The following is a 26,119-nucleotide window of genomic DNA, read 5'->3' as shown; positions in this document are numbered from 1 at the left end:
GGCATGTCCATGCTGGTGTTTATTGCGGGGCTGGTGCTTTTCCTGCTCGTCCCGCAGTTTGCATCATCCACCTTCTTCCTGCTGGTGCTGATGGCGCTGCTGGATACGGTGGCAGGCTTCATCGTCACCATTGTCGCGGCGCGCCGTGACCTGGCGGTTGGCGGCGACGCCTGACACCTGACGGAACTACAAGCATGAAGGGCCGCTCCGGGCATGCCGGGGCGGCCCTTCCTTTTCGTGGCCAGCTAGAGAAAAAGAAAAAAGACGCCCAGCGCCAGAACGCCGTCAGCGACACGCAAGGCAACGGGCTGTGCGCGGCTCATGCGCGCTGCTCCATGCGCGGCGCGGGCCGGGCCGGTGCGTCTGCCGCGCTGGCATAGCTTGCACGGTAGCGGCGGCGTTCGGTCTCGTCGGCGCGCAGCCCCCGGCGCTGCGATGTGTGCAGCACGGGTACCCAGCCGCTACCCGCCAATGCCACGGCCTGACCTGAAACCATGCGTACTGAAGCGGTGGCCGGAGCCGCCACCGGCGCAAGCGCCTCCGGGCGTGTCCGCGCCGTCGCGCCATCATTGCGGACAATGATAGCCGGGGGCGGATAGGCGCCGGATATGGGTGTGACGGGCTCGCTCATGCGCAATGTCCGCGCAAGAACGGGGCCAGTCTTTACCCTTCATAAACCTTTGTAAACCAGGCCTTAACCCTCCAGAACAAGCCGATTTGGCGCAGTTTGCGCGCGATGGCGGCGCGGGCGTGTTCCTTAATGAAACACTAAGGCCCGCCCGCCTGCGCCTTACCCGCCTGCCAGCTTGTCGAGCTTGGCGCGCATCGCCTCAAGCTCGTCGCGCAGGGCCTTCACGTCGTCATTTTTGTCTTTTGTTGCGGGCGGAGGCGCGCTGGCGCTGCTTTCCTGTTGCCCGGCGGCATTAAAGGGGCTGAACACTTTCATGGCCTGCTCGAACATGGCCATGTTGCGCCGCGTCTGTTCTTCGAGAAGAGCCATTGAGCCGGCTGGCGAGCTCATCGCGCCGGTCATCTTTTCGCGCAGCTCGTCCTGCTGGCGCATCAGTCCTTCCATCGACATTTTCAGATAGCCGGGTACGAAAGCCTGCATGGAGTCGCCATAAAAGCCGATCAGCTGGCGCAGGAATTCGACGGGGAGAAGGTTTGCTCCCTTGGCCTCTTCCTCGAAGATGATCTGGGCCAGAACGCCGCGCGTCAGGTCCTCGCCGGTCTTGGCATCGACGACCTCAAACTCGGCATTGTCCTTTACCAGCTCGCGCAGATGATCGAGCGTCACGTACCGGCTGGCGGACGTGTCGTAGAGACGCCGGTTAGCGTACTTCTTGATGGTAATCTTGCCGGTCTTTGTGTTTGCACTCACGCTTTGTCTCCCCCTGGGTTTGTTGCACCGCATCGTTTCCCGTGCGGTGTCAGAATTATCGCGTGCACGCCCTCGACAACAGGCGGATTCGCGTTAAGAAAGACCATTGCGCGGTCTGCTTCATGCTGCAAGCGTGCTGCGCTTTTGCTGCGCACAATAAACAGCTCCGATCAAGAGGGCTATAGGGAGGGATTTCATGGCACGCACCGCTCTGGTGACGGGAGGAACGCGGGGTATCGGCAAGGCCATCTGCCTGGCACTCAAGCAGGCCGGGTATACGGTGGCGGCCAATTATGGAGGCAATGACGCTGCCGCCGAGGCATTCAGCAAGGAGACCGGCATTGCGGCCTATAAATGGTCGGTTGCCGATTACGAGGCGTGCGTGACCGGGATTGGCCGGGTGGAGCTGGCTCATGGCCCGGTCGACATTCTGGTCAATAATGCGGGGATCACGCGCGATGCACCCTTCCACAAGATGACACCGCAGCAATGGCGCGAGGTTATCGAGACCAATCTCTCCGGCGTGTTCAACATGACCCATCCGGTCTGGAACGGGATGCGTGAGCGCGGCTTTGGCCGCATCATCACCATCTCGTCCATCAACGGCCAGAAAGGCCAGTTCGCGCAGGCCAATTACTCTGCAGCAAAGGCGGGCGATATCGGCTTTACAAAGGCGCTGGCCCAGGAGGGCGCGCGCAAGGGCATCACGGTGAACGCGATCTGCCCTGGCTATATCGCAACCGACATGGTCATGGCTGTGCCGGAGAAGGTACGCGAGCAGATCATCGAAACAATCCCGGTCGGCCGGTTGGGCGAACCGGAGGAGATCGCCCGCTGTGTGGCTTTCCTGGCATCTGATGAGGCAGGCTTCATCACCGGCGCCACGCTGACGGCAAATGGCGGCCAGTATCTGGTCTGACCTGTTCGAATGCACAGAAAAGTGCCCGTAAATCGCGGAAGGGGTAGTTTCGCCGCGAAACTGCCCCTTTTTGCGGCGAGATTGTCCCCATGAGCAGGGGATATGTCGCCCTTATGCTTGCTGCCGCCGGGGCTTGGGTGGTTTTGGCAAGCGACGGGCTTGGTCAGCAAAATCCGTTCTCGCGCCTTACGGGCCGGGATCAGCCGATTGAAGCATCCGCAGTCTGGTACGAGCGGGCCGACCGGCGTGGCCGGCTTGTGCTTGACCGCTCCACGGTGCCGGCCCTGCTCTGGCAGGAAGGGACGCTGGAGGTTTATGCCGTCTACACCAATCGTGCTTCTGGCGGCGGCGAGGTGATGCTGACCGACACGGACCGGGCTTTGCTCCGCCTGTCCAATCTTGGCGGCGCGACCTTCTTCCCGCCCGATGCGCCGGACGGGGTGATCGTCGAACTGATCGGTCCGGCGCACACGCTGGTTGCCTCCCCTGCAAGCGTTACCGAACTACAACGTGCCGCGCGCGAACTGGCCGATTTCGTCACGCGGCTGAACCGCCATCAGGTAGTTGTGGAAGTCCCCTCGCTCGGCCCGTCCGACAACGCCTATCTGGTGGATACGCTACGCTTGGCACAGCTGGGTGTGGAACGGGCGAACCGGCGCGCCTTGCGCGATCTGCAATCGATCCGCGTCCTTACCGGATCGCGTGCCAATGCCGTGTACGCGAACGGAGCGCTGGAGATTACCATTGCCACGGGGCGCGGCTATGCGGGGCGCCCCTCTTCGGAATTCATTCGCCGCGCGCTGGACCGGGGACGCTAGAGGCCAGCAGTCACGGCGCGGCGTTATGTTTGCCGGGGCGCCAGTCTGCTGCAGCCAGCTCAAAGCCTGAAAATTCAAATCCCGGTGCCACAACACAGCTGACTAGCGTCCATGCGCCGAGGCTTTCTGCGGTCTGCCAGTGACCGGCAGGCACAACGACTTGCGGGCGTTCACCGGCTCGCAGATCAGCCCCCAGCCGCACGCTGCTCGCGTTCACGCCGTCGCCCGACATGGTCAGCACCAGCGGCGCTCCGGCATGCCAGAGCCAGACCTCGCTGGCGTCCACCCGGTGCCAGGCGGAAACCTCGTCGGCGGCCAGCAGAAAGTAGATCGCGGTGGAATGCGCGCGTCCTTGCGAATTGGCGTCGTCGCGAAAGGTTTCCGCGTACCAGCCGCCTTCGGGGTGTTTTTGCATGGCGAGCATGCGGATGATTTCATTCGCGCCCAGATCGCCACTGATCGACTTCATCAGAACTGGTCCTTTGCGCTGCGCACGGCCGCATAGACATCCGCGTCGCTAGCATTTTCAAGACCCAGACGGCGGCGCAGGCCGGTATCATCCCAGCGCAGGAACGGGTTGGTGCTTTTCTCGCGGTCCAGCGGGAACGGGACGGTCGCTTTGCCTGCCTTGCGTGTGGCCTCCACCTCTGTCCCATAGGATTGAAGCGCCGCATTGTCCGGATCGATGCTCAGCGCGAAGCGGGCATTGGCGGCGGTATATTCATGGGCGCAATAGACAATTGTGTCGTCCGGCAGCGCGCGCAGGCGTGCAAGACCGGCCTGCGCCTGCTGCGCCGTTCCCTCGAACAGACGTCCGCAGCCCAGCGCAAAAAGCGCATCCCCGCTGAACAGTACGCGCTCGCTTTCAAACCAGTAGGCGATGTGGCCCAGCGTATGCCCGCCTGTATCAATCACTTCGGCCTGCAGCGCGCCAAGGCGTACAAAATCGCCCGGTGAAACGGGCGTATCGACATGGCCGATCTTGTCTGCCTCTGCAGCCGGCGCGGTGATGCGGGCACCGAAATGCTGCGCAATATCCGCGTTGCCGCCGGCATGGTCCCAGTGGTGGTGAGTGTTCCAGATTTCATGGATATGCCAGCCGGCGCGCCCTGCCTCTTGCGTCAACGCCTTGGCGTCTGGCGTGTCGATACTGGCTGTCTGCCCGGTTTTGCTGCACCGGATCAGGAAGCCGTAATTATCCTCAAGGCAGGCAATCTGGCGGATTTCGAGCATGGTGTGACATCCCTGGCTGCGCAGCGCTTACGCCCCGTCTTACACAATTGCATCGTCCAACCTATCATCCTGAAACTCCGGGGCGAGCCCGTACCGGCATCAGGAGCGTCATGCGTACCGAAGCGATCGAGATTGACAGGTTCTACCGATCCCAGAGAGGCGAGGCGGCCCGCACCATGGTGCATCGGCGCCTGCAGGCGCTGTGGCCGGAGGTGTCGGGCCTGGACATGCTTGGCTACGGCTTTGCCGGGCCGTATTTGGAGCCGTTCCGCGAGAAGGCCCGGCGCGCCGTGGCCTTCATGCCGTCCGCACAGGGCGCTATTGCCTGGCCAGACCGTCATGGCGAGCGGTGCGCATCGGTACTGGGCGAGGAAACGCGCCTGCCCTTCGCCGAAGCCATGTTTGACCGGATCGTGGCCGTTCACACGCTGGAAGAGGCTGATGATCTGCAGCGTCTTCTGCGTGAGCTCTGGCGTGTGCTGGCCCCTGAAGGACGCCTTGTCATCGTGGCGGCCCACCGCGCGGGCGCGTGGGCGCGTGTGGATGCGACACCTTTTGGCCATGGCCGGCCTTTCTCGCGCGGCCAGCTCACCCGGCTTCTGACAGGCGCGCTGTTTGAACCCATAGCTTGGGCCAGAGCGCTTTACGCGCCGCCCTGGAACATGTTCTGCGGCCCGCGCCTGTCTGGCCTGTTTGAATCGGCCGGTGAGCGCTTCTGGCCGGGATTTGGCGGGCTGATACTGGTTGAGGCAGTCAAGCATGTTGGCGCGATCCGTCCCACCGGGGCGGCCGTGCCGGTGCGGCGCAAGGCCCTTGATGCTGCGCCCGGTGCTGCGCTATCCCCGCCCGAACCCAGCCGCACCCTTACCGCGAAGGACAAGAGCCAATGATCCCTGATCCCCGTCCGGGCATTCTCGACATCAAGCCCTACAAGCCCGGTCTTCCTGCACCGGCCGGGGCGGTGAAGCTGTCCTCGAACGAGAACCCGCTCGGGTGCAGCGAGAAAGCGGCGAAGGCGTTTGCCGGTTCGGCCACGAAGCTGCATGTCTACCCCGATGGCAGCGTCATGCGCCTGCGCGAGGCTATCGGCAAGGCGGAAGGCATTGATCCGGCGCGGATCGTATGCGGCGCGGGCTCAGACGAGATATTGCAGCTGATCGGCCGGGCCTGGCTTGGCGCTGATGATGTGGTTCTGCAAAGCCAGTACGGCTTTCTGGTCTATCGACTGGTGGCCATGCAGAGCGGTGCCAGCATTGTCAGCGCGCCGGAGAACGGCCACCGCACCGATATCGATGCCATGCTGGAGGCGGCCAGAGAGCACTCGCCGCGCGTGGTGTTTCTGGCCAATCCGAACAATCCGACGGGCACCTGGGTGCCGCGCGACGACATTATCCGGCTGCGCGAGGGGCTGGCGGCGGACTGCCTTCTGGTGCTGGACGCGGCGTATGGCGAATTTGTCGATGATCCGGCCTTTGAGTCCGGCATGGGTCTGGTGGACCAGTATGACAACATCATCGTCACGCGCACCTTCTCCAAGATTCACGGGCTGGCGGGGCTGCGTCTCGGCTGGGCCTACGCCCGCGAGGAGATAATCGGCATCCTCAACCGGGTGCGTGGCCCGTTCAATGTCAGCGTGCCGGCCGTTGAGGCGGGGATCGAAGCCATTGCCGACACTGCTTTCATCACGCGCTCGAAAGAACACAATGCGCGCTGGGTGGATTTCCTGACGCAGCATTTGCGCGGCGCGGGCCTTGAGGTCACACCGTCGGTCTGCAATTTCGTGCTGGTGCATTTCCCGCAGGCACTGGGCAAGACCGCCGATGATGCGGACCGCTTCCTGACCTCGAAGGGTCTGATCGTGCGGGACGTGAAACCCTACGGCCTGCCGGACGCCTTGCGCATCTCCATTGGCCTTGATGATGATAACCGGCGCGTGGCCGAGGCGCTGGCCGAGTTCATGGGCCAGCCTATTCGCTAGCGTCATCTGTGTCGGGCAGTTCGGGCATGACCGGCAGCTGGCCGGTCAGCGGGCCTGCCTCGCCTATGCGCACCGGGCCGAGGAAAATACCGCCCTGCTGGAAGCGGAAGGGCAGGGCTACGCCTTCATCCCGGCGCGGGGCCATCATCAGGGCCAGACGCAGCGCCTCGCCATCGCTGGGGCTTGCCACGCCGCCTGCCACAAGGGCGGCAACAAGGCTTTCCGGCTCTGCTACGAGGATTGACAGGCGGCCCTCAGGACGCAGCAGGGCGTCAACGCCCAAAGTGCCTTCACCGCCCAGGCGCGCATGACCCCAGTGCAGCGTTGCCATCGCGATTTCGGCCCGGCCCCCGCTATCGCTCCAGCTGGCCAGATTGGCATCTGCGGCCAGCGCGCTCCAGTGTGAAAGCGTGGTGTCGGTACGCATCAGCTCTATGCGGCGGCCAAACGCGCTGACCGTGCGCTCGTCAAGCTGATCCGGGCCCAGTTCCAGACCGCGCACCTCAAGACGGATGCGCATCTGGTCGTCTTCCACCAGCTCGCTGGACAGGACCAGCTGGTCCAGCGCCTCGACCAGGACCTCCCCGCTTTCGCGGGCGATCAGGCGGAATGCCTCCAGCTCTGCGCCCGCGCGCACGGTACCCGCCCGGCCCGAGGCCAGGCTGATGCGTGCGCGCGATGCGGTTGCCAGAAGCGCGCTGGTGTCCTCATCGCCCTGAAGGTCCAGCTCAGCGGGGCTCGCGAACGCGACAATCCAGTGGGAGAGATTATAGGGCAGGGCGCTCGCCGAGAGTTGCGGCATGGCCATGCGCCAGCCACCATCCTCCGGCGGTGCGATGATTTCCGGCGCTCGCGCCGTTACCGTGAAGCGGAACGGAAACCCGCTGACCGATAGCTGGTCGAGCGAAATGACATAGCCTTCGCTCTCACGCTCCTCCACCCAGCTGTCTGCCGTCTTGCGGATCTCGCCCGACATCCACAGCCAGTAACCGCCATAAGCGGCCAGAAGGATGCCGAACGCCGCAAAGGGCAGGATCAGGCTGAGGCGGGAGCGGCGCGCAGGCGCGGGGGTGCTGAAATCACGGATCATGCAGAAGCGTTTCCTTGCGGGGATTCTAGCAAAGCGGCCGAGGCGGTCTCGATGCGCGTTTCAAGCTCTTCCATGAACCGGGCGCGTGGCAAGCCCGCCGGTATGGGCGGCAGAAACTCGATAATGATGGTGCCGGGCCTGCGTACAAAGCCCGAAGGCGGCCAGTAAAGCCCTGAATTGAGCGCAACAGGCACGCAAGGCACCTCCATCGCGCCGTAAAGCCCGGCCACGCCCGGCTTGTAGCTCTCCGGCGCGCCTGGCTGAACGCGGGTTCCTTGCGGGAAGATCACGATCTGGCGGCCTTCATGCGCGCGTTCGCGCGCGGCGCGCAGCATGGCCTTGAGCGCGCTCGCACCGGCCGAACGGTCTACGGCCACATTTTTCAGCTTCATCGCATACCAGCCAAAGAAGGGCAGGTATTTGAGCTCTTTCTTCAGGATGATCGCCGGGTCAGGCAGTATGTGCCAGAAGGCCAGCGTCTCGAACATGGACTGGTGCTTGGAGGCAATCAGGGCCGGGCCGGACGGGATGTGCTCAGTCCCGCGCACCTCGAAACGAATGCCGCACAGCACCCGCAAAGCGCCAAAGACCAGCCAGCGATAGACCGCAAAACACCGCTGAGCCCAGCTGCGCGGCCCCAGAAGCAGGGGCGAGCACACAAGCCCCATCACCGCCATGAGGCCGTACATCCAGATGGTGAAAATTGCTGAACCGATGACGTGCACGCCGGACCTGTCCTGAGTGTTTAACCCTCACCGGGTTCTACGGGCTGCCGGTGCGTGCCGCCAAGGGGCGCGCGCACCGTTTCGCGCGCATAAACGGCGGAAAGCTTCAGATATTCCTGCAGCCAGCGGCGCGCGGCGCGCGTATTGGCCCAGGGCGGCGGTGTGGCAACGCCATAGGGTATCAGATCGCGCTCGGGCATGGCCGCTTTCAGCTCCAGAAGGGCGCGCGGCATGTGAAAGTCGGAGGTGATGATAACCAGGCGCTGATAGCCGTGCGTGCTCGCCCAGCGCGCTGTCTCCTCGGCATTGCCCACCGTGTTGGCCGCCTCGACGCCGATATCGACGCAGCAATCGAACAGTTCGGGCGGCGCACCGGCGGCGGCGCGGATGGCATCCATGGTCACTTCAGGATTGCCGCCTGAAATCAGCAGGCGCGCGCCATGGCCCTGCGCCAGTACCGAAACGCCTGTTGCCACCCGGCCTTCACCGCCCGTGAGCGCCACAATGGCATCGCCGCTGGCAGGCGCGTCCTGCACGTGAGACAGCCCCGCCCGCACAAACAGTGCAAAGCCGACAACGGCCGCAATCACCAGGGCGAAGGCGGCAAAGCGGATGACGGAGAAGGCGGCTTTCATGTCTTGCGTCTCTCCTCTGGGTGCCGGTGTGACCAGACTATGGCCCTGTCCGGCCTGCCTGCCAATTGCGCGCGGTCATGGCCAGCGCGCTTTCAGTCCGGCGCTGACCGTCAGGCGTGCCGCGATAGCGGATATAAGGCCGGATACCAGCGCAGCCACCGGCACGATGATGACAATCCACCAGCCCGGCGCAAGGCTGGGCAGGAAGAAGAGCGACGCGGCGCTGCCACCGGCGAGGTTCAGACACAAGGCAGCCAGCAGGGCCAGCAGCGATCCGACTGCGCCCGCCTTCAGGCCGAGCATGAAGAAGCGCTGCTGGAAAAGCGCAATGATGAAGCTGTCAGGCGCGCCGACCAGATGCAGCGCCTCTGCCAAGTCACGGCGCATGGACAGCGCGGCGCGGGCGGCAAACACAATCACGGCGGCCGCTGCCCCGCATACGAGCAGCACCAGCCCGGCGGCGAAATAGCGTACCGTCGCCGAAGCGCGGGCAATCGCACCCGCCCATAGCCGGTTATCGTCCACGATCACGCGGTAGGGGGCATCGGCGAACAGGGCTTCTATCGCCCCGGACGCAGGCCGGTTCTCCGGATCGATCCGCAGCGTCACCAGACGGGGCAGCGGGAAATCGTCGGGAAGGGTGGTGTTGCCCAGCCAGGGCCGCAATAGAGCCGTGGACGCGGCGCGGGCGCGCACTTCGACATCGATGACGCCGGGAAGGCCAGAGGCCAGCGTGCCAGCATCGCGCGCCGCCGCGTCGCCGTCTCCTTCATCTGCTGGCAGCACCTGCAGGGTCATCTCCGAAACCAGCTGGTCAGACCATCCGCCCGCCGCCCGCCAGGCACCGGCCGCGCCGATAACCGACAGGCAGGCGAGAAAAACCAGGATCGCGCAGACCGCCAGCAAGGGCAGGTCGCGCCCGGCCTCGCCGGGCAGTAGCGGGGCTGATCGGCGCGGCTTTGTCATGCGCTTCTCGCCCTGCGATTGAGGCGTCCTTCAGCCAGTTCGAGAACCGGCGCGTTCACCGAGCGGATAAGGGCGATATCGTGGCTGGCGATCAGTACCGTGGTGCCCAGCCGGTTCAGCTCGACAAACAGGCGCAGGAGCCGCCTTGCCATATCCGGGTCGACATTGCCGGTGGGCTCGTCAGCGATCAGGATTTCCGGGCGGCTGACAACGGCTCTGGCAATGGCGGCGCGCTGCTGCTCACCACCGGAAAGCGTTGGGGGCAGCGCATCGATGCGGTGGCCGAGCCCCACCCAGTTGAGCAATTCCACAATGTCCTCGCCATACTGGCGCACATTCTGGCCGGCAACGCGCAAGGGCAGGGCCACATTGTCGAAAACACTCAAATGCTGCAGCAGGCGGAAATCCTGAAACACCACCCCGATGCGCCGCCGGAAGGCGGGCAGGGCACCGCGCTCCATGACGCTGGTATCCTCGCCGAACAGGGAGACCAGCCCGCGCGAGGGCCGTTCAGCCAGGTAAATCAGCCTTAGCAGCGATGTTTTGCCCGCTCCGGACGGTCCGGTCAGAAACTGGAAACTTCCACGCGGTAAATCAAAGGAAATGTCGCTTAACACTTCCGGCCCGCGCCCGTAGCGCATGCCGACATTGTCAAAGCGGACAGCCGGACCGGGTCCGGCTTCGTCTGTCGGGTTGCTGGCGTTTGAGGGCTGATCCATGAGACGGGCGGGTTCCCGGAAGGGGCGTGTGGGAAGACAAGAGCGAACAGGTGTTACTCCCGCATACGGGAGCCACGCGAATCTGACTATGCAGGAGATGAGAGGTCGGCGTCCATGATCGTTACCTGCCCAAGCTGTGACACACGCTACCGGGTTGACCCTGAGGCCATCGCCCTGCGCAAGGGGCGTGTGCGCTGTGCTGCGTGCGGCCATGGCTGGAAGGCGGATGAAGAGGCGCTCACGCTGGAAGAACCGGCCAAGCCGACCTTGCGCAAGGAACCTCTGCCCGCAGACCCGGCCCCCAGGCCTGTTGGCGGTATCGAGGCGGTCAAACCCCATGAAGTGGTGCGCAAGCGCGCCGAGACCCGCCGCCAGCGCAGCCGGCAGACGGTGGAAGGCGCAGGCTGGGCCGTTGTCGCCGCGTCTTGCGTCCTGCTTCTCGGCGCGGCTTGGCTGTTCCGGGTCGATATCGTGGACACCTTCCCGCGCACGGCCAGCGCCTATGCGGCTATCGGTGTGCCGGTAAACCCGCTCGGCCTTGAGGTGCGCGATCTGCGTGCCAGCCCCTCAGAGGAAGAGGAGGGCGCTCTGGTCATTGAAGGTGTTGTGGCCAATACGACGGGCCGTGACCGGCCAACCCTGCCCTTGCGCGCCGTCATCACCGGTGAGGACGGGAGTGTGCTTGTCGAGTGGGTGGTGATGCTCGATTCGCTCAGCCTGCCTGCACGCGGCGAGGAAAGCTTCCGCTCGGTGCTCAGCGATCCGCCTGAGGGGGCGGCGGAGCTGGAAGTGATCTTCGCCCCGGAAGGGTAAAGTACAGGCCCTAGAACCGGTCCAGCAGGCGTTCGATATAGGCGCGTTCTTCCGGGGTGAGTGACCCGTCACCGGCGCGGCGGCGCAGCTCTTCAAGTATGTCTCGCGCGCGCTGGCGCTCGATCTCGGATGGCACTTCGGTGTCCCCGCCAACGCCGCCGCCATCAGTATCGCGGCCCAGCGGATCACGGTCAGCCTGACCGCGCCCAGTGGCCTCGTTTTCCGCCTGCAGCCTCTCTGCGGTCTCGGCAGCGCCTTCGCGCAAGGCGCTTAAAGCCTCGTCCTGCGCGGCCAGCGCCCCTTCGCCGTCGCCGCGCTGCAGGGCGCGGCTGGCCTCGTCCATCTGGCGGGCGGCTTCATCAAAGGCGCGCTCGCCCTCTTCGCTCATCCCGTCAGGCATGTTTTCCAGCAGCTCGGCCAGACGCCCGCGCAGGCCGTCCTGACGTTCGGCCAGCGCGCGGCCCTCCTCGCCCTCACGCCCTTCGGCAAGGTCGCCAGAGCGGGACTGTTCGTAGGTTTCGTCGGTCAGGCCGCGCTGCTCGCCAATGACCTCACCCAGCTCTTCGAGCGCTTCGCGCAAGGCGCGTCCCAGCGCGCTCTCGTTCTGACCCTGACCGCTCCCGCCCGCCATGATCTGCATACTGCGTAACAGCTCGGCGAGCTGGGCCAGTGCGCGGCGCGCGCCTTCAGTATCGCCCAGCTCCGTCGCCTCGCGCAGCGCATCGAGCAATTCCTGCAGCATGTCCGCGCTCAGATCCATGCCCTGACCGCCGCCACTGGCGAGCTGGTCGGATTGCATCGCCTCACGCATCAAGGCGGCGATATAATTGCGCGTCGCTTCCTCGAACTGTTCAAACAGGGCCGCCAGCTCCATCTCGTCAGCACCGCGTGCCAGAGCGTCGGAGAGCGCGCGCTCGGCCGCTCTGAGAGCCGCTTCGGCGTCTGCCAGCGTGCCGAGCTCGGCGCGCAGGGCGATCTGCCAGAGATCTTCCTCGATATGGCCGAGCTCATCGATTTCGCGGGCCCGGCGCACCTGATGCATGGCGGTGCGAAGGCCCAGAAACACGATCCGGTCGTCAAAATGGCTGGCCGGTGCATCGCCCAGCGCGTCGAGGGCGCGTGCGAGGCGCTGCACGCTCACCGGCGCGCGTTCCAGGCGCAGGTCCGGCTCGTCATCCAGCCAGGGCCAGTACGGGTCTGCGCTGCGGCGGGGATGGGTGTCGGGATAGGGTGCGTAATCGCCCAGACCGTCCAGAAACAGCCGGCGCTCATAGGCGACCGCGCGGGCCATGGCATCCAGGAAGAGGCGCTGCGGCAGGCGCAGGGATATCGGTCCGGTCACGCCGGACTGGCCCGCCCCGTCAATCCCTTCCATCCGCACCAGCACGCGTTCACCGGCAAGGACATGGCGCGCCGTTTCCACCGTGGCGCGATAGCGGTTTTCCCCGCGTGTTGGCACGATCGCGCCGGGGGGAATGTCGATGGTGTCCCAGCCATCCTCAGGCGGGCTGGTCTCATCGCCGGGATCGCGTGCGAGCTGCAGCCGGTAGCGTTCGATGCCGTAATCGTCGACCGCGCTGAATTCCAGTATCAGCCGGCCCTGACCGTCGCTTTCCGGTTCGGCCACCAGCGCCAGCCGTGGCGGCGTGTCCTCTATCACCTCAAGGTCAAGACGCTCCCTGAACGCGCCGCTGCGCACCATGATGGCGCTGTCCTCATCGACGGTGATGTGCAGCTGGTGAACGCCGGGGCCGATTTCCTCAATCAGCGCTTCGCCGCCCGATATACGCGGCTGGCGGGCAAGGCCGGTAATGCGTGCGGCCAGTACCGATCCTTGCGGCACGCGTGCTTCGCGCCGTTCGCGCAGAAACTGCACGGGCCTGCCGGTATAGTCCGGCGGCTCTATCCAGAATTCGGCCACGGCGCGCTCACCGCCGCCAGCCAGAGGCGTTGGCGAAAAGGCGTCAGATAGCCGCACGGCTGCCATATCGCCCGCGTAGAGAAAAGCGGTGAGCAGCACGATGGCGGCGCTGATGCGGGCGCCATGCGTATCCAGCGTGGCCCAGGCAGCGCGCGGGCGCCGCGTGCGTGCCTGACGGAGGGCCTCGCGCATCCGGCCCCTGTGGGCCAGCCAGAGAATGCTCTCGCCGGTTGCCGGTTCGTCTTCCAGTGCTTCGAAGGGGCGGCCCGAAAGCCTGCTATCGGCTTCGACACGCCGTTGGGCGTCACTCCGCTCCGGCCAGCGGAAGGTCCGCACGGCAGGCGTGGCAAAAGCCGCTCCCAGTGCCAGCAGGCCCAGCGCCAGAACGGCCCGCCAGGGATCGCCCATACGCTCGATCAGCCCGCCCAGCGCCAGCACGCCATAGAGCGCCAGCATGGCCGCTGGCCAGGCAAGGACCGGCGCGGCGCGCTCCCACAGCAAGGTGAGGCGGGCAAGATGTACGGCCAAGGGTGTCATCGCGCTGGCGAGCCTAACGCGCCAGCAGGCACGGCGCATCCGCGACATGCACCAGAGCCGGGTTCAGCAAACGGCGCGGGCTAATCGTCGTCGAACGGATCGTCGCCGGGTATCCGGGGCATGCGCTGCTCGGGGCGTTCGCCGTCCAGCACGCTGTCATCCTCGCCGGGTACACCGTCCTGTACAGGCACGTCCTGCGGGTCGCCCCATATCGGGCCGGGCCGCTCCAGCGCACCGCGATTGCCGCAGGCGGCGAGGCTTGTCGCCGCCACGCACACTGCAAGGGTCAAAAATGTGGTTTTCATGGCTTACTCCTGTGCCAGCCGCTCGGCCCACAGCGCGCATTGTTCGCGAACGCGTACCGGCGCTGTGCCGCCATAGCTGGTCCGGCTTTCCATAGATGCCCGGGCAGTGAGCACGTTGAAAACCGCCGCGTCAACGCGCGGCTCGATGGCCTGGAGGACCTCAAGCGGCAGTTCAGACAGTGAAACACCGCGTGCCTCGGCTTCTTTCACCACACTGCCTGCGATGTGGTGGGCATCGCGGAAGGGCAGGCCCAGCTCGCGCACCACATAGTCGGCCAGATCAGTGGCATCGGAATAGGCTTCACCGGCCGCCTCTTCCATGGCTTCGCGGTTGAAGGAGAGGTCAGCGGCCATGCCGGCCATCGCCGCTATCGCCAGTTCGAGATCGTCAAAGGCGGTGAAGACCAGCGCCTTGTCCTCCTGCATATCCTTTGAGTAGGCGAGCGGCAGGCCCTTGCACACGATGATGAGGCCCTGCAGCGCGCCGGAAATCCGGCCCGGCTTGGCGCGAACGAGTTCTGCCGCATCGGGATTGCGCTTTTGCGGCATGATGGACGAGCCTGTCGAGAAGGCATCGGTCAGCCGTGCAAAGCCGAAGCGGCGCGAGGTCCACAAGACAATTTCTTCGGCAAAGCGCGAGAGGTTGACCGCAGCAATCGTTGCCGCGCTCAAGGCTTCCAGCGCGAAATCGCGCGAGGATACGGCGTCGAGCGAATTGGCCATGGGCCGGTCAAAGCCGAGCGTTTTGGCCGTCATCTCCCGGTCAATCGGAAAGGCGGTGCCGGCCAGCGCGGCCGCACCCAGCGGGCTTTCATTGAGGCGCGCGCGGGCATCGGCAAACCGGCCGATATCGCGTTCTGCGGCTTCCACCCAGCACAGCAAATGATGGCCAAGGCTGACCGGCTGGGCGGTCTGCAGATGGGTGAAGCCCGGCATTACCCAGTCGGCATGGACCGTCGCCTGCGCCACCAGAGCGCGCTGATAGGCGCGAAGCCCGTCCTCCATGCGCGCACACGCCTCGCGCAGCCAGAGCCGGAAATCGGTTGCCACCTGATCGTTGCGCGAGCGGGCGGTGTGCAGCCTGCCTGCGGGCGCGCCAATGCGCTCCTTCAGGGCGGCCTCGATATTCATGTGCACATCTTCCAGCGCCGCCGACCAGGTGAAGTTTCCGGCGCGGATATCGGCGCGGATCGTCTCCAGACCGGCAGAAATGCCGCGGGCATCCTCACTTGAAATTATGCCGCACGCGGCCAACATCGCTGCGTGGGCCAGGCTGCCGTCAATATCCTGCTCTGCCAGACGCTGATCGACATCCACCGAGGCGTTGATGGCTTGCAAGATTGCAGACGGGCCGCCAGAGAAGCGTCCACCCCACATATCGGTGCCAGAGCCGAGCCGGGATTTCGGGGTATCAGACGTGCTCATGGACAAACTGCCTTTTTGAAAGGGATATCATGGTCGAACGCTTGCAGGCCTTTCTCAAGGCCCGGGGCCTCACTAGCGCGATTATCGCGGCTGCGATACTCGGCCTTGCCGGGGTTCTATACGTGATTTCCACCGCGCTTGTCAGTTCCACGCCGGGTCCGCTTGACAGCTATGCGCGCGGCGAGATGAGCCGGTTCGTCACGCTGGACGAAGCGCCGGCCCAGCCGCTGGGCCGCATCGTCACCGGCGAGGGCGAGGCAATGACGCTGGCGGACCGGCGCGGCGGGCTGGTACTGGTCAATTTCTGGGCCACCTGGTGCGCGCCCTGCGTGGTGGAAATGCCAGAGCTAGACGAACTGCAGGCAAGGCTCGGCTCGGATGATTTCGAGGTGATGGCGATTTCCATGGACCGGACCATGGACGAGGCCCGCGCTTTCTATGAAGAAAACGCTCTGGAGCATCTGGCGCTCTATCACGATCCGGCGCTTCGCCTGGCCATGGCAGCAGGCTCACGCGGTCTGCCGACCACCATTCTTTATGACCGTCATGGCGGCGAGATTGGCCGCCTGACGGGCGAAGCGGCCTGGGCCAGCGATGACGCCATCGCCCTCATCGAGGCCGCTCTGGAGCGGTATTAGGGCCCTCATATCGTCATCCCCGCGCAGGCGGGGATCCAGAGATCATAGGGCTCAGAATGTGATGATGGCACTGGGTTCCCGCCTGCGCGGGAACGACGAAAGAGAAGCCGCAATGATGGAGGGATAGCGCTCCTACTTGTCCTTCTTGGCCTGAGCCTTCTTGATCTGCTGGCTGACCCGGCCAACCTCGCGCGGATCGGTGATCTGCTCGTTCTTCTTGCTGGGCTTTGCCTTCATGCCCTTGTCGGCGGTCTTGCTGGACGGGCGCTTGGGCGCGCTCGCGGCAGCTTTGAGCTCCATGGCGCGTTTCATGCCCGAAGCGGTGGCGTTGCGGGCTGAGAGCTGCTGGCGGCGGGTCTGCTCGGAATTGAGGCGTTTGAGGGCCTGGGCGAGCACCGCCATTTTCTGCTTCGTGCCGGCATTGTCACCAGCGGCCTTTGCGCCCTGCGGTTTGGCCTTGCCGCGCATTTCCCGGCGCTGGCGCTGACCGATTTCGCGCGCCCGGTCGCGGCGCTCACGGATCAGCTTGATGGTGCTGGACAGCTCCTTGTCATCCACGCTGGTAATATCGGGGTGGTGGGACTTTTCGACCAGAGCGGCTTCGTCCTTGCCGAGAAAACGGGCTTCGTCCTTGCGGCTGATCGCCATGAGGGCACTCCTTTGATGTTCGAGGTGCTCAGTATGGAACCGATAACGCTCAAAAGGCAAAGGAAGCTGCAAAGAGCGCTGCAATTTGAACTGTCTGGCGGGTGCCAGAAAAAAGCCCCGGAGCGCGCTCCGGGGCTTTTCATGTGCGAGACGGCAGGGCCTAGTAGCCGATCTTGGCCAGCTCTTCTTCAAACTCCGGCACGGCCTTGAATAGGTCGGCGACGAGGCCGTAATCGGCCACGGAGAAGATCGGGGCTTCCTCATCCTTGTTGATCGCGACGATCACCTTGGAATCCTTCATGCCCGCCAGGTGCTGGATCGCGCCGGAAATACCGACGGCGATATAAAGCTGCGGGGCGACGACCTTGCCGGTCTGGCCGACCTGATAGTCGTTCGGCACGAAGCCCGCATCGACCGCCGCGCGGCTGGCGCCAACGGCGGCACCCAGCTTGTCGGCGACCTTTTCGAGAATGGCGAAATTCTCGCCATTGCCCATGCCGCGCCCGCCGGAAATGACGATCTTGGCCGCGCCCAGCTCCGGGCGGTCGGACTTGGAAAGCTCTTCGGAGACAAAGGCGGATTTGGCGGCCGCGTCGGGAGCGGACACCGTCTCGACACTGGCAGAGCCACCATCACCGGCCTTTTCAAACGTGGTCGGGCGCACGGTGATGACTTTCACCTTGTCGCTCGACTTCACGGTGGTCAGGGCGTTGCCGGCATAGATCGGGCGGATGAAGGTGTCGGCGCTTTCAACCGAAGTGATGTCGGAGATGAGCATCACGTCGAGCTTGGCCGCCACGCGGGGCATGAAGTTCTTGCCGACGGTCGAGGCCGGGGCGAGGATCGCGCCATAGCCATCAGCCACCGACAGGACGAGGCTTTCCAGCGCTTCGGCCAGCTTGTGGCCCAGCGCGTCGGACTCCGCCAGCATCACCTTGGCAACGCCGTCCACCTTGGCGGCTTCATCAGCGACGCTTTTCGCGCCCTGACCGGCCACCAGAATATGGATGTCCCCGCCGATTTTCTTCGCCGCCGTAACGGCTGCGCGCGTGGCTTCGTTGAGCGATTTGTTGTCGTGTTCAGCAATAACGAGCGTGGCCATGGTTACAGCACTCCTGCTTCGTTCTTGAGTTTGTAGACAAGGTCAGCAACCGACTCGACCTTGATGCCGCCCTGGCGCTTGGGCGGTTCGGCCACTTTGAGCACTTCGAGACGGGGGGTGAGGTCAACGCCGTAATCTTCGGGCGTTTTGGCGTCGATCGGCTTGCGCTTGGCCTTCATGATGTTGGGCAGCGAAGCATAGCGCGGCTCGTTCAGGCGCAGATCGGTGGTCACGATCGCGGGAAGGCCGAACGACACGGTCTGCAGGCCGCCATCAATCTCGCGGGTGACTTTGAGGGTGTCGCCGTCCTTTTCCACCTTGGAAGCAAACGTGCCTTGCGGCCAGCCGAGCAGAGCGGCCAGCATCTGACCCGTCGCATTGGCGTCATCATCAATGGCCTGCTTGCCAAGGATGACGATGTCCGGGTTCTCCTCACCGGCGATTTTCGCCAGGATTTTCGCGACCGCCAGCGGCTCGACAAGGGCATCCGTGGTCACGTGAATGCCGCGGTCGGCGCCCATGGCAAGGGCGGTGCGGATGGTTTCCTGCGCGCCTGCCGGGCCGATGGAGACCACAACGATCTCTTCGGCCAGACCCTTTTCCTTCATGCGGATCGCCTCTTCGACGGCAATCTCGCAGAACGGGTTCATGGACATTTTCACGTTGGCGAGATCGACGCCGGTCTGGTCAGGTTTGACCCGGACCTTCACATTATAGTCGACCACCCGCTTGACGGGGACGAGGATTTTCATCGGCCGCTCCGGTTGTCTCTGGTTGCGATTGATATGAACGGAAAAGCCAGCGCCTTGCTGATCCTTGCCGCTCATGGTGCAGGGCAAAATAGGCGCGGAAACTGCCTTCGCCCACGCGTCGTGTCAACGCAGGTGCAAAAAGTGTCTCCCGGAGACAGGCAGGAGAGGTGCGGGGCAGCCAGGGAAAACTGAAACCCCGGAGCGCGCCAAGCGCGCATCCGGGGTTGGTGCAAGCCAGTTCCCTCTGAGGTCCCGGCTCGCTGACGCGGCCGGGATCTCAGGAACCGGAGACTATTCGCTGGCGACGCTCAGCTCGGTCTCGATAGACAGTTCGATCTCGTCAGACACGAACGGGGCTGCATAGCCGAGACCCCATTCTGAACGCACGAGCGTGCCGGAGGCGGAGAAGCCTGCCGTCTGGCGCTGGTTCATCGGATGCGGCCCGGAAAAGTTCAGGGTGACGTCCAGCGATACCGGACGGGTTTCACCCAGAAGGGTCAGATCACCGGTCATTACACCGGTTTCGCCATCCTCGGTTTCGAACGCGGTCGCAACGAAGCGGGCGGTCGGGTATTCGGCGGTATTGAACAGGTCATCGGATTCCAGATGAGCCTCGAAACCGTCCTGATCGGCACCGACCCAGAAACCGCCGGAGAGGTTGAACGTCACGTCGACGGTGGAGTTTTCCGGCTCTTCCAGATCGAGCAGCAGCACCCCTTCATAATCGGTGAAGTAGATGGACTGGCGCGACATGCCCAGATGATCCCAGGTCGCGCGGATGGCGGTGTGGGAGCGGTCGAACTCGTAGGCGACCGGCTCGGCAAAGGCGGTAGCGCCCATCATCGGCGCAGCAAGGAAGGCCGCCAGCGAGGCAGCAGCAAATACGGTTTTCATCAGGCCTGTCTCCGGTTGTTTGAACCTTGGCGTGCGGCCACACGCCGCAGGACCAGACATAGGGAGTGGGCGGGGGCAATTTCCAGTGCGGTGAGTGAAATACCGCGTTGCCGGAACGGAAATAGCCGGTCTACCGCGTCTTGCCGGGCACCCAGAGCACGTCGGCGCGGCCTTCATCATTGGCGATGCGGGCTGCCACAAAGAGGAAGTCCGACAGGCGGTTGAGGTAGATGATGACGGCCTCGCTGACCGGCTCGCCAAGGTCTTTCAGTTCCACCGCCCTGCGTTCCGCGCGCCGGGCTATGGTGCGGGCGAGATGAAGCCGGGCAGCGGCTTCCGAGCCACCCGGCAGGATGAAACTTTCGAGCGGGGAAAGCTTCGCGTTGAACGCATCAATGTCCGCTTCCAGCCGGGTGGCCTGCTGCGGCGTGACGCGCAAGGGCTCCCATTCGAGCTTTTGCCCCCTGTCCGGCACGCACAGATCCGCGCCGAGATCAAAGAGCTCGTTCTGGATGCGCAGCAGCGTGTCTTTCAGCGCGCCGTCTTCCAGCGCTGCTATGGCAAGCCCTATCGACGCATTGGCCTCATCGACCGTCCCATAGGCTTCCACGCGCGGATCATGCTTTGACGCGATGCTCATATCGCCGAGCCGCGTCGTACCCTTGTCGCCGGTGCGGGTGTAGATTTTTGTCAGGCGGACCATTTGGGTGCTCCGGTCTTGCGGACCTAGCCGCCAAAAGCGCCCTTGGCCCAGAACCCGGCCACTATGACCAGAACCGCGAGAAACTGGAACAGTACGCGTGCGCGCATCAGCTTGTTTGACCAGGACCGGCCGAACTCGCCGCCCCGCATAAGTGCGTATATCCCCACACACAGGGTCACGAAGACCACCGCCATGAGGATGTACAGGAGAATATCGAGAAAACCTGCCATGCCGACTGAGATAATGCGGCGCGGGTATTTTCACAATCGCGCACTGTCAGCCTCCGGTGAGGCAATTGCGCGCGGGTCAATTACACGGCCCGCGTGCGAATTGCTTGCAGTTGCAGCACAAAGCTGCTCATTTAGCGAAACTTACCACGCGCTCAGTGAACCCTGCCGGTGAACTGACGCGCTTGTCTTATTTGTAACCAAGCAGTTTCAGGCTGGCGCAATGCGTGATGATTCCGGACGGCGGCTTACCCGCCGCGATGCCCGCAAGCAGGAAACCCATAATCACGTTATCGAAGCGGCCCGTCAGGTGTTTCTCGATGACGGCTATGAGCGCGCGACGATCAAGGCCATCGCGGATGCGGCCAAGGTGTCAGCCGGTACGGTTCTCAATGTTGCTCCGACGAAAAGCGCGCTTCTGATCCTGATCCTGCGCGACGAGTATGAGGCGATCCGCGATTCGGTAGACCGGCTGGAGGCCGCGCTGTCGGGCAATCTGCTCGACCGGCTCAGCGCGCTGGTTCAGGTCATCATGGAGGCCCAGCTGCGCCATGAGGAGCTGTTTGCCGCTGCCATCGCGCACACCTGGCTGTGGACTGGTGAAAGTTATGAGGAAGCTTCGGCCCAGATGTCTCTTGCCTGGGGAGCGGTTGAGCGCCTGCTGGCCAAGGGGATCGAGAAGGGTGAGCTGCGCAGCGATATAAAGCCTGCCGACGCAACCCGCTTCATCGAGGATTGCTATGCCGGCATTGTCAGGCGCGCGCGTGGCGAAGGGCTGGACCGGTCGACGGCTTCCGTGCTCATGCGCGCCCGGCTGGAACTGGTCATTCAGGGTCTCGCGGCACGTTAGGATGCCGCGCAGCGCCTTTGAGCTGGGCGACGTACAGACCGGCCAGAATAATGGCCGCGCCCAGGAGCTGGACCCCGCTAAGGGCCTCGTCAAAGAGAACCCAGCCAGCCGCCGCTGCTACAATCGGCTGTATCAGCAATAGCAGGGCCGCGACCGGTGCCGGGATGCGTCCCAGCCCGAATATGATCGCGCCCTGTCCGCCAGCATGTACCACGACGCCCAGCAGGATTAGGGGCACCCAGCCCTGCCAGCTTTCGGGCAGCAAAGGCTCGCCGAATGCCAGCGTTATCGCGAGCGCAATCGGCGCGGCGATGAGGGTGGAGAGAAACATGACGCGCGGCGCGCTGGCGCCGTCGCGCGCCTTGCGCACGGTCAGCAGATAGGCGGCATACCAAAATGCGGTCAGCACACTGAACACATCGCCGGTCAGCCTGTCCGGATCGATGGTCAGATTACCGCCTGCCAGCAGCGCCGCGCCGGTCAGCATGACCGCGCAGACCATGATGAAGCCGCGCGTGACCGTCTCGCGGAAAATCAGCCATGAGAACAGCGCCACCAGTATGGGCGTCAGATTGGCCAGCAGCGTGGCATTGGCCGCCGTCGTGATGTTGATGCCGACATGCCAGAAAGCCAGATCCATCGCGAAGAACACGCCTGCCAGCGCGATCAGGCGCATGCGGGGCTGTACTGGCGGGGTGTCTTTGCCATGCCGGTGCAGCGCCAGCCAGAGCGCCAGTGCGGGCAGGGCCAGCGTGAGGCGCCAGAAGGCGGTGGCCTGCGGCCCAAGGTCGGATGCCTTGACGAGGATGGCGGCGAACCCGATCACGCATGCGCCGGCCAGTACGGCCAGCGTTCCCGCCAGAATGGCGGCGCGGGAAGATTCGGCTGTGGCGGCAGGCGCGACGGGCGGGCTGGCGGGATCAGGCATAGGCAGGTGGACTTTCAATCATGTCGCCGCGCGCGGCATGCTCACCGATAAGGCGGCGAATATCGCCCGGTTCATGGCCACTTTCACGTAAATGGCGCAGCGTCACGGACCGGTCGCGCTTGGCATAGCGTTTGCCGTCAGGGCCGGCCAGCAAGGGGTGATGGCGATAGGCGGGTTCCGGATAGCTGAGCAGGGTCTGTAACAGCCGGTGGAGGCCCGCTGCCGGGCGCAGGTCAATCCCGCGAACGATATGGGTAATCCCCTGCAGCGCGTCGTCATGGACAGCGGCCAGATGGTAGCTGGTGCCTGCATCCTTGCGGGCAATCACTACATCGCCAAACAGGTCCGGCCGTGCTGGGACAGGCGTAAGTGTGTGTGGCGGATCAAGGCTTTCCTCGCGCCAGTTCAACGCGTCAAAGGTGCCGCCCAAATGGTCCCGGCAGGCAGCCATCGACAGCCGCCAGGCATAGGGCCGTCCGTCCTCGAGCAGCCGCTTTTCCCGCGAGGGCGGCAGAGGGGTGCTGGTGAAGGCGGGGCCTTCGGGGCCATGTGGAGCAAGGTGCGGGGCGCTGGCGATTTCGGCCAGCACCTCCTTGCGGGTCCGGAAGCAGCGATAGACGAGGCCGTTATCCTGAAGCTGACTGAGCGCGCGCGTGTAATCGTCCAGATGCTCGCTCTGGCGGCGGACGGGCTCTTCCCACTCAAGGCCCAGCCATTCAAGGTCTTCAAAAATTGCCGCCTCGAACTCGGGCTTGCAGCGTTCGGTGTCGATATCCTCGATGCGCAGCAGAAACCTTCCGCCAGCGGCCTTTGCGGCATCAGATGCGCACAGCGCCGCAAAGGCATGGCCCAGGTGCAGGCCGCCCGTTGGTGAAGGGGCAAAGCGGGTGACAAAGCCGGTCATGGGCGCACCTTAAGCAAATGTGCGCAAATTCCGCGAGGGGGTTGTCAGCGGAGCTTGCCTGCGCATGATCGCCAGCCTTTCCCGCTCCTTATCGCTTGGAGATCAGCCCCGATGATCCTGCTTGATGGCCCGCGTATCCCTGCGCGTTCAGGACAGGCGAAAAAGCTTGTCATCCTGTTTCATGGCTATGGCTCCAACGGCGCTGATCTGGCAGGGCTTGCCCAGCACTGGGCGGCTGACTTTCCCGACACGGCCTGGGTAGCGCCCAATGCGCCAGAGCCGGTGCCGGGCGCGCCGGGCGGATATCAATGGTTCCCGATCTCGCGTCTTGATCCGGCGGCGATGGAGGCCGGGGTGCGCATGGCCGGGCCGGTTGCCGACCAGTTCATTGCCTCGGAGCTGCGCCGCCATAATCTCACCCACGCAGACCTCGCGCTGGTCGGTTTCAGCCAGGGCACGATGCTCGCGCTCCATCTGGGCCTGCGCCAGCCATCGGCCATTGGCGGGATACTGGGCTATTCCGGCGCGCTGGCGGGTGGTGAGACTCTGAAAGACGAGATGGTCTCCAAACCGCCCGTCATGCTGATCCATGGTGACCGCGATGATGTGCTGCCCGTCGGCTTCTCGCTGCTGGCGGCGCAGCAGCTTGCCGCCGCCGGGCATGGCGCGGAGTTTCATATCAGCCAAGGCCTGCCCCACTCCATCGGCCCGGACGGGCTGGAGCTGGGTGCGCGCTTCCTGAAAGCGGCTCTGGCGGGGCGCTATCGCTCCACGCTTGCGGCCTGAGCCTCCCCGTCTCCTCCAACCGGTGGTACAGTGTCCGGCACAAACCTGTGGCGCGAGCGTCATAGGTCTGTTGCACGAGTTGGAGTAAAGTCTGCTCAACGTGCCGGATTTGCTGATTCGTTTGACGAGTCAGGGATTGAGCGAGGGAGGTGCGTCTTCAGGACGCTTCAGCGCCATAGGCTTTGGGGTGGAGAACGCCAGACATGTGCCGGTGATGCCGGTGCGGGGCGTTTGTCAGGCCCTGCGCCGCCCTCTCATCAGGAGGCGTCGGTATGATGCGCGTGTCCAAAGTTGCGCCGGAAGATCTGCGCTGCCTGGTCCTGAATGCGGACTATCAGCCGCTCTCGTATTATCCGCTATCGACCTGGCCGTGGCAGGAAGCCATCAAGGCGGTGTTCCTTGAGCGGGTCGATGTGGTCTCGGAGTATGAGACCGCCATCCGCTCTCCTTCCTTTGCCATGCGCGCGCCGTCTGTGGTGGCCTTGCGCGATTTCGTCACCCAGGACCGCCCGCCCGCTTTCACGCGGTTCAACGTGTTCCTGCGCGATGGTTTCCAGTGCCAGTATTGCGGCTCGAAACAGCTTGACCTGCTGACCTTTGACCATGTGATCCCGCGCTCACGCGGCGGGCGCACCACATGGGAGAATATCGTTGCGGCCTGTTCGCCCTGCAATCTGAAGAAGGGCGGGCGCACGCCTGAACAGGCGCGCATGCCCATGCGCCGTCCTGCCGTAAGGCCAAGCGTGCATCAGCTGCAGGGGCAGGGCCGGCGCTTCCCGCCCAAATACCTGCATGAAAGCTGGCTGGATTATCTCTACTGGGATGTCGAGCTGGAGCCGTAGGGGGGAATTTACCCGTCCCCCTTCTCCACCCGCACCCGCAGAGCCTCGCGGGTGTCGATGTGCACATCGCGCTGCGGGAAGGGGAACTGGATGCCTTCGGCCTGGAACGCCTTCCAGATGGCCAGCAGCACTTCGGACGAGACATTGTTGACGCCCTGCTGCGGGTCCGCGATCCAGAAGCGTACTTCCAGATCAATCGAGTTATCGCCGAACCCGCGCAGCAGGCAGCGTGTCTCCGGCTTGTTCAGCACACGCTCGACCGAGTTGGCGGCATCCACGATCACCTGCATGGCATGAGGCACATCGGTGCCGTAAGCGACGCCCACCGGCCGCTTGACGCGCACCGCTTCATCGGAGAACGACCAGTTGATCACCTTGGTGGTGATGAATTCCTCATTCGGGATCAGGTGTTCCAGCCCGTCGCGCGTGACCACGCTGGCAAAGCGCATGCCGAGCGCGTTCACCCGGCCGTAGGTCTCTTCCAGCGTGATGACATCGCCGGGCTTCACCGAGCGGTCCATCAGGAGGATCAGCCCCGAAATGAGATTGGAGAAAATCTTCTGCAGGCCGAACCCGATGCCCAGGCCCACCGCGCCGGAGAAGATGGCCAGCGCCGAGAGGTCGACGCCCGCAATCGACAGGGCTGCGGCGACCACCACGACCAGCAGCGCAATCTGCACGCTCTTGGTGATGAGCAGGCGCGCGGACGGGGTGAGGGTTGGCACCTGCTCCACCCGCGCGGCCAGCAGTTTCGACAGGCGGCTGGCGACCCAGTAGAGGACGGCGAGCAATATCGCGGCGCGTACGACGGTCAGGAGCGAGATACGGCTGTCGCCGGCATCAAAGCCCACCGAGGCGAGCAAGGCCATCAGCGGGCCCAGAAGCCCGACAATGTTCAGCGCTGCAACAATCCAGATCAGGGTTGCCGCGGTGCGCGACCAGAACGGCTCGGCAATGAAGGCAGTCAGAATGCGGATCAGCACCCATGCGCCGGTCAGGCTGGCCGCCATGTTGATGGCGAAACTGCCAAGCCCGGCCTGATCGAACCCGATCCGGGCAAGGGTCAGAATGAGGAAGGCAATGACGGGCAGGATAAACGAGACGATCAGCTCGCGCACGCCGGAATTGACCCGCGCCATGAACTGCCAGCCGAAGGCGCGCTCGATCATGGTGCGCACCGGCGCGCGCGCGATCCAGCTGACCGCGAACACGGCGAGTATGGCGGCTGCCTGCAGGCCGATTTCGGGTGTGAGGAAGGCGTCGCGCGCCTCTACCAGCACGCCCTGCGCCCGCTCGATCAGGGCAGTCGTCCATTCAGTGGAGAAAGGAGCGGGTTCAGTTGCAGCCATATCAGGACGTTAGGCGGGGGTTCGGACGGGG

Annotated in this window: 30 protein-coding genes and 1 pseudogene; 10 read left to right on the top strand and 21 right to left on the bottom strand. The window is 64.3% G+C overall.

Translation table 11 applies throughout. The annotated features are described in order from the left end of the window. Positions 1–174, top strand: a pseudogene (locus tag ACQ5ID_RS08850) (hypothetical protein); the annotation flags it as partial. A 145-nt stretch (positions 175–319) separates the two neighbouring features. Here ACQ5ID_RS08850 and ACQ5ID_RS08845 read toward each other — a convergent pair. Both ACQ5ID_RS08845 and phaR read right to left on the bottom strand, forming a co-directional pair. Then, positions 320–631, bottom strand: a complete 312-nt coding sequence (locus ACQ5ID_RS08845) for a hypothetical protein (protein ID WP_429912086.1) — start codon at positions 629–631, stop codon at positions 320–322. Positions 632–790: 159 nt separating this feature from the next. After that, positions 791–1,381: a polyhydroxyalkanoate synthesis repressor PhaR gene (gene phaR, locus ACQ5ID_RS08840; RefSeq protein WP_429912085.1), complete on the bottom strand. Its 591-nt coding sequence runs from the start codon at positions 1,379–1,381 to the stop codon at positions 791–793. A gap of 196 nt (positions 1,382–1,577) precedes the next feature. Between phaR and ACQ5ID_RS08835 the strand changes: the two genes are divergently transcribed. Together ACQ5ID_RS08835 and ACQ5ID_RS08830 are read left to right on the top strand one after the other, a co-directional pair. Beyond that, the gene (locus ACQ5ID_RS08835) at positions 1,578–2,300 is read left to right on the top strand and encodes a beta-ketoacyl-ACP reductase (protein WP_429912084.1); all 723 of its coding nucleotides are present in this window, start codon (positions 1,578–1,580) and stop codon (positions 2,298–2,300) included. Positions 2,301–2,437: 137 nt separating this feature from the next. Next, positions 2,438–3,118 carry a DUF4908 domain-containing protein gene (locus ACQ5ID_RS08830; protein ID WP_429912083.1) on the top strand — a complete coding sequence of 227 codons (681 nt, stop codon included), beginning with the start codon at positions 2,438–2,440 and terminating at the stop codon, positions 3,116–3,118. A gap of 10 nt (positions 3,119–3,128) precedes the next feature. Here ACQ5ID_RS08830 and ACQ5ID_RS08825 read toward each other — a convergent pair whose 3' ends face one another. Together ACQ5ID_RS08825 and gloB are read right to left on the bottom strand one after the other, a co-directional pair. Continuing rightward, positions 3,129–3,587, bottom strand: a complete 459-nt coding sequence (locus ACQ5ID_RS08825; RefSeq protein ID WP_429912082.1) for a cupin domain-containing protein — start codon at positions 3,585–3,587, stop codon at positions 3,129–3,131. Then, positions 3,587–4,351, bottom strand: a complete 765-nt coding sequence (gene gloB / locus ACQ5ID_RS08820) for a hydroxyacylglutathione hydrolase (protein WP_429912081.1) — start codon at positions 4,349–4,351, stop codon at positions 3,587–3,589. Before gloB ends, ACQ5ID_RS08825 begins: the two co-directional genes overlap by 1 nt. Positions 4,352–4,461: 110 nt before the next feature. On the opposite strand from gloB, the gene ACQ5ID_RS08815 reads away from it, so the two are divergent. Both ACQ5ID_RS08815 and hisC read left to right on the top strand, forming a co-directional pair. After that, entirely contained in the window at positions 4,462–5,241 is a 780-nt protein-coding gene (locus tag ACQ5ID_RS08815; protein ID WP_429912080.1) for a class I SAM-dependent methyltransferase, read from the top strand. Beyond that, positions 5,238–6,329: a histidinol-phosphate transaminase gene (gene hisC, locus ACQ5ID_RS08810; protein ID WP_429912079.1), complete on the top strand. Its 1,092-nt coding sequence runs from the start codon at positions 5,238–5,240 to the stop codon at positions 6,327–6,329. The genes ACQ5ID_RS08815 and hisC overlap by 4 nt, the downstream gene beginning before the upstream one ends. On the opposite strand, the gene ACQ5ID_RS08805 is transcribed toward hisC, so the two are convergent. The 5 genes from ACQ5ID_RS08805 to ftsE form a co-directional block, all read right to left on the bottom strand. Next, positions 6,319–7,419, bottom strand: coding sequence for a DUF2125 domain-containing protein (locus ACQ5ID_RS08805; protein WP_429912078.1), 1,101 nt, complete (start codon positions 7,417–7,419; stop codon positions 6,319–6,321). The genes hisC and ACQ5ID_RS08805 overlap by 11 nt on opposite strands. Further along, positions 7,416–8,144 carry a lysophospholipid acyltransferase family protein gene (locus ACQ5ID_RS08800; RefSeq protein WP_429912076.1) on the bottom strand — a complete coding sequence of 243 codons (729 nt, stop codon included), beginning with the start codon at positions 8,142–8,144 and terminating at the stop codon, positions 7,416–7,418. Before ACQ5ID_RS08800 ends, ACQ5ID_RS08805 begins: the two co-directional genes overlap by 4 nt. A 20-nt stretch (positions 8,145–8,164) precedes the next feature. After that, positions 8,165–8,779, bottom strand: coding sequence for a YdcF family protein (locus ACQ5ID_RS08795; protein ID WP_429912075.1), 615 nt, complete (start codon positions 8,777–8,779; stop codon positions 8,165–8,167). 75 nt (positions 8,780–8,854) lie between these two features. After that, entirely contained in the window at positions 8,855–9,745 is an 891-nt protein-coding gene (locus tag ACQ5ID_RS08790) for a cell division protein FtsX (RefSeq protein WP_429912074.1), read from the bottom strand. Then, on the bottom strand, positions 9,742–10,464 hold the full coding sequence (gene ftsE, locus ACQ5ID_RS08785) for a cell division ATP-binding protein FtsE (RefSeq protein WP_429912073.1): 723 nt from the start codon (positions 10,462–10,464) through the stop codon (positions 9,742–9,744). Before ftsE ends, ACQ5ID_RS08790 begins: the two co-directional genes overlap by 4 nt. A gap of 114 nt (positions 10,465–10,578) precedes the next feature. Between ftsE and ACQ5ID_RS08780 the strand changes: the two genes are divergently transcribed. Further along, entirely contained in the window at positions 10,579–11,277 is a 699-nt protein-coding gene (locus tag ACQ5ID_RS08780; RefSeq protein ID WP_429912072.1) for a DUF3426 domain-containing protein, read from the top strand. A 10-nt stretch (positions 11,278–11,287) separates the two neighbouring features. On the opposite strand, the gene ACQ5ID_RS08775 is transcribed toward ACQ5ID_RS08780, so the two are convergent. From ACQ5ID_RS08775 to argH, 3 genes are all read right to left on the bottom strand, one after another. Next, the gene (locus ACQ5ID_RS08775; protein ID WP_429912071.1) at positions 11,288–13,726 is read right to left on the bottom strand and encodes a DUF4175 domain-containing protein; all 2,439 of its coding nucleotides are present in this window, start codon (positions 13,724–13,726) and stop codon (positions 11,288–11,290) included. Positions 13,727–13,815: 89 nt separating this feature from the next. Beyond that, positions 13,816–14,040 (bottom strand): LPS translocon maturation chaperone LptM, encoded by a 225-nt coding sequence (gene lptM, locus ACQ5ID_RS08770; RefSeq protein WP_429912070.1) that lies wholly within the window; start codon positions 14,038–14,040, stop codon positions 13,816–13,818. A 3-nt stretch (positions 14,041–14,043) separates the two neighbouring features. After that, positions 14,044–15,465, bottom strand: coding sequence for an argininosuccinate lyase (gene argH / locus ACQ5ID_RS08765; RefSeq protein WP_429912069.1), 1,422 nt, complete (start codon positions 15,463–15,465; stop codon positions 14,044–14,046). Positions 15,466–15,494: 29 nt separating this feature from the next. Here argH and ACQ5ID_RS08760 point away from each other — a divergent pair, with 29 nt between their 5' ends. Further along, positions 15,495–16,103 (top strand): TlpA family protein disulfide reductase, encoded by a 609-nt coding sequence (locus ACQ5ID_RS08760; RefSeq protein WP_429912068.1) that lies wholly within the window; start codon positions 15,495–15,497, stop codon positions 16,101–16,103. A gap of 132 nt (positions 16,104–16,235) precedes the next feature. Here the strand turns inward: ACQ5ID_RS08760 and ACQ5ID_RS08755 are convergent, their stop codons facing one another. The 6 genes from ACQ5ID_RS08755 to ACQ5ID_RS08730 all read right to left on the bottom strand — a co-directional run bounded on the left by ACQ5ID_RS08755 (position 16,236) and on the right by ACQ5ID_RS08730 (position 20,432). Further along, positions 16,236–16,751, bottom strand: coding sequence for a hypothetical protein (locus tag ACQ5ID_RS08755; protein WP_429912067.1), 516 nt, complete (start codon positions 16,749–16,751; stop codon positions 16,236–16,238). 160 nt (positions 16,752–16,911) lie between these two features. Next, complete coding sequence (locus tag ACQ5ID_RS08750; protein ID WP_429912066.1) at positions 16,912–17,853, bottom strand: electron transfer flavoprotein subunit alpha/FixB family protein; 942 nt, start codon at positions 17,851–17,853, stop codon at positions 16,912–16,914. A gap of 2 nt (positions 17,854–17,855) precedes the next feature. Continuing rightward, entirely contained in the window at positions 17,856–18,605 is a 750-nt protein-coding gene (locus tag ACQ5ID_RS08745; protein WP_429912065.1) for an electron transfer flavoprotein subunit beta/FixA family protein, read from the bottom strand. Between the two features lie 291 nt (positions 18,606–18,896). Next, on the bottom strand, positions 18,897–19,499 hold the full coding sequence (locus tag ACQ5ID_RS08740) for a YceI family protein (protein ID WP_429912064.1): 603 nt from the start codon (positions 19,497–19,499) through the stop codon (positions 18,897–18,899). 130 nt (positions 19,500–19,629) lie between these two features. Continuing rightward, a complete protein-coding gene (locus ACQ5ID_RS08735) occupies positions 19,630–20,202 on the bottom strand; it encodes a cob(I)yrinic acid a,c-diamide adenosyltransferase (protein WP_429912063.1) in 573 nt (190 codons plus the stop codon). Between the two features lie 23 nt (positions 20,203–20,225). Then, positions 20,226–20,432 (bottom strand): twin transmembrane helix small protein, encoded by a 207-nt coding sequence (locus ACQ5ID_RS08730; protein ID WP_429912062.1) that lies wholly within the window; start codon positions 20,430–20,432, stop codon positions 20,226–20,228. A 220-nt stretch (positions 20,433–20,652) separates the two neighbouring features. On the opposite strand from ACQ5ID_RS08730, the gene ACQ5ID_RS08725 reads away from it, so the two are divergent. Continuing rightward, positions 20,653–21,279 (top strand): TetR/AcrR family transcriptional regulator, encoded by a 627-nt coding sequence (locus tag ACQ5ID_RS08725; RefSeq protein WP_429912061.1) that lies wholly within the window; start codon positions 20,653–20,655, stop codon positions 21,277–21,279. Here ACQ5ID_RS08725 and ACQ5ID_RS08720 read toward each other — a convergent pair. Beyond that, positions 21,254–22,207, bottom strand: a complete 954-nt coding sequence (locus ACQ5ID_RS08720; RefSeq protein ID WP_429912060.1) for a DMT family transporter — start codon at positions 22,205–22,207, stop codon at positions 21,254–21,256. The two genes, ACQ5ID_RS08725 and ACQ5ID_RS08720, sit on opposite strands and share 26 nt — an antisense overlap. After that, the gene (gluQRS, locus tag ACQ5ID_RS08715; protein WP_429912059.1) at positions 22,200–23,111 is read right to left on the bottom strand and encodes a tRNA glutamyl-Q(34) synthetase GluQRS; all 912 of its coding nucleotides are present in this window, start codon (positions 23,109–23,111) and stop codon (positions 22,200–22,202) included. Before gluQRS ends, ACQ5ID_RS08720 begins: the two co-directional genes overlap by 8 nt. Positions 23,112–23,222: 111 nt before the next feature. Here gluQRS and ACQ5ID_RS08710 point away from each other — a divergent pair, with 111 nt between their 5' ends. Both ACQ5ID_RS08710 and ACQ5ID_RS08705 read left to right on the top strand, forming a co-directional pair. Further along, positions 23,223–23,897, top strand: coding sequence for an alpha/beta hydrolase (locus ACQ5ID_RS08710; protein ID WP_429912058.1), 675 nt, complete (start codon positions 23,223–23,225; stop codon positions 23,895–23,897). 275 nt (positions 23,898–24,172) lie between these two features. Then, the gene (locus tag ACQ5ID_RS08705; protein ID WP_429912088.1) at positions 24,173–24,739 is read left to right on the top strand and encodes an HNH endonuclease; all 567 of its coding nucleotides are present in this window, start codon (positions 24,173–24,175) and stop codon (positions 24,737–24,739) included. A gap of 8 nt (positions 24,740–24,747) precedes the next feature. Here the strand turns inward: ACQ5ID_RS08705 and ACQ5ID_RS08700 are convergent, their stop codons facing one another. Then, the gene (locus ACQ5ID_RS08700; protein WP_429912057.1) at positions 24,748–26,088 is read right to left on the bottom strand and encodes a mechanosensitive ion channel family protein; all 1,341 of its coding nucleotides are present in this window, start codon (positions 26,086–26,088) and stop codon (positions 24,748–24,750) included. Positions 26,089–26,119 lie beyond the last annotated feature (31 nt).

This window comes from Glycocaulis sp., from assembly GCF_050485565.1.
Lineage (GTDB): Bacteria > Pseudomonadota > Alphaproteobacteria > Caulobacterales > Maricaulaceae > Glycocaulis.
The sequence above is the reverse complement of the archived record's forward strand: the minus strand, read 5'-3'. Positions and strand labels throughout refer to the sequence as shown.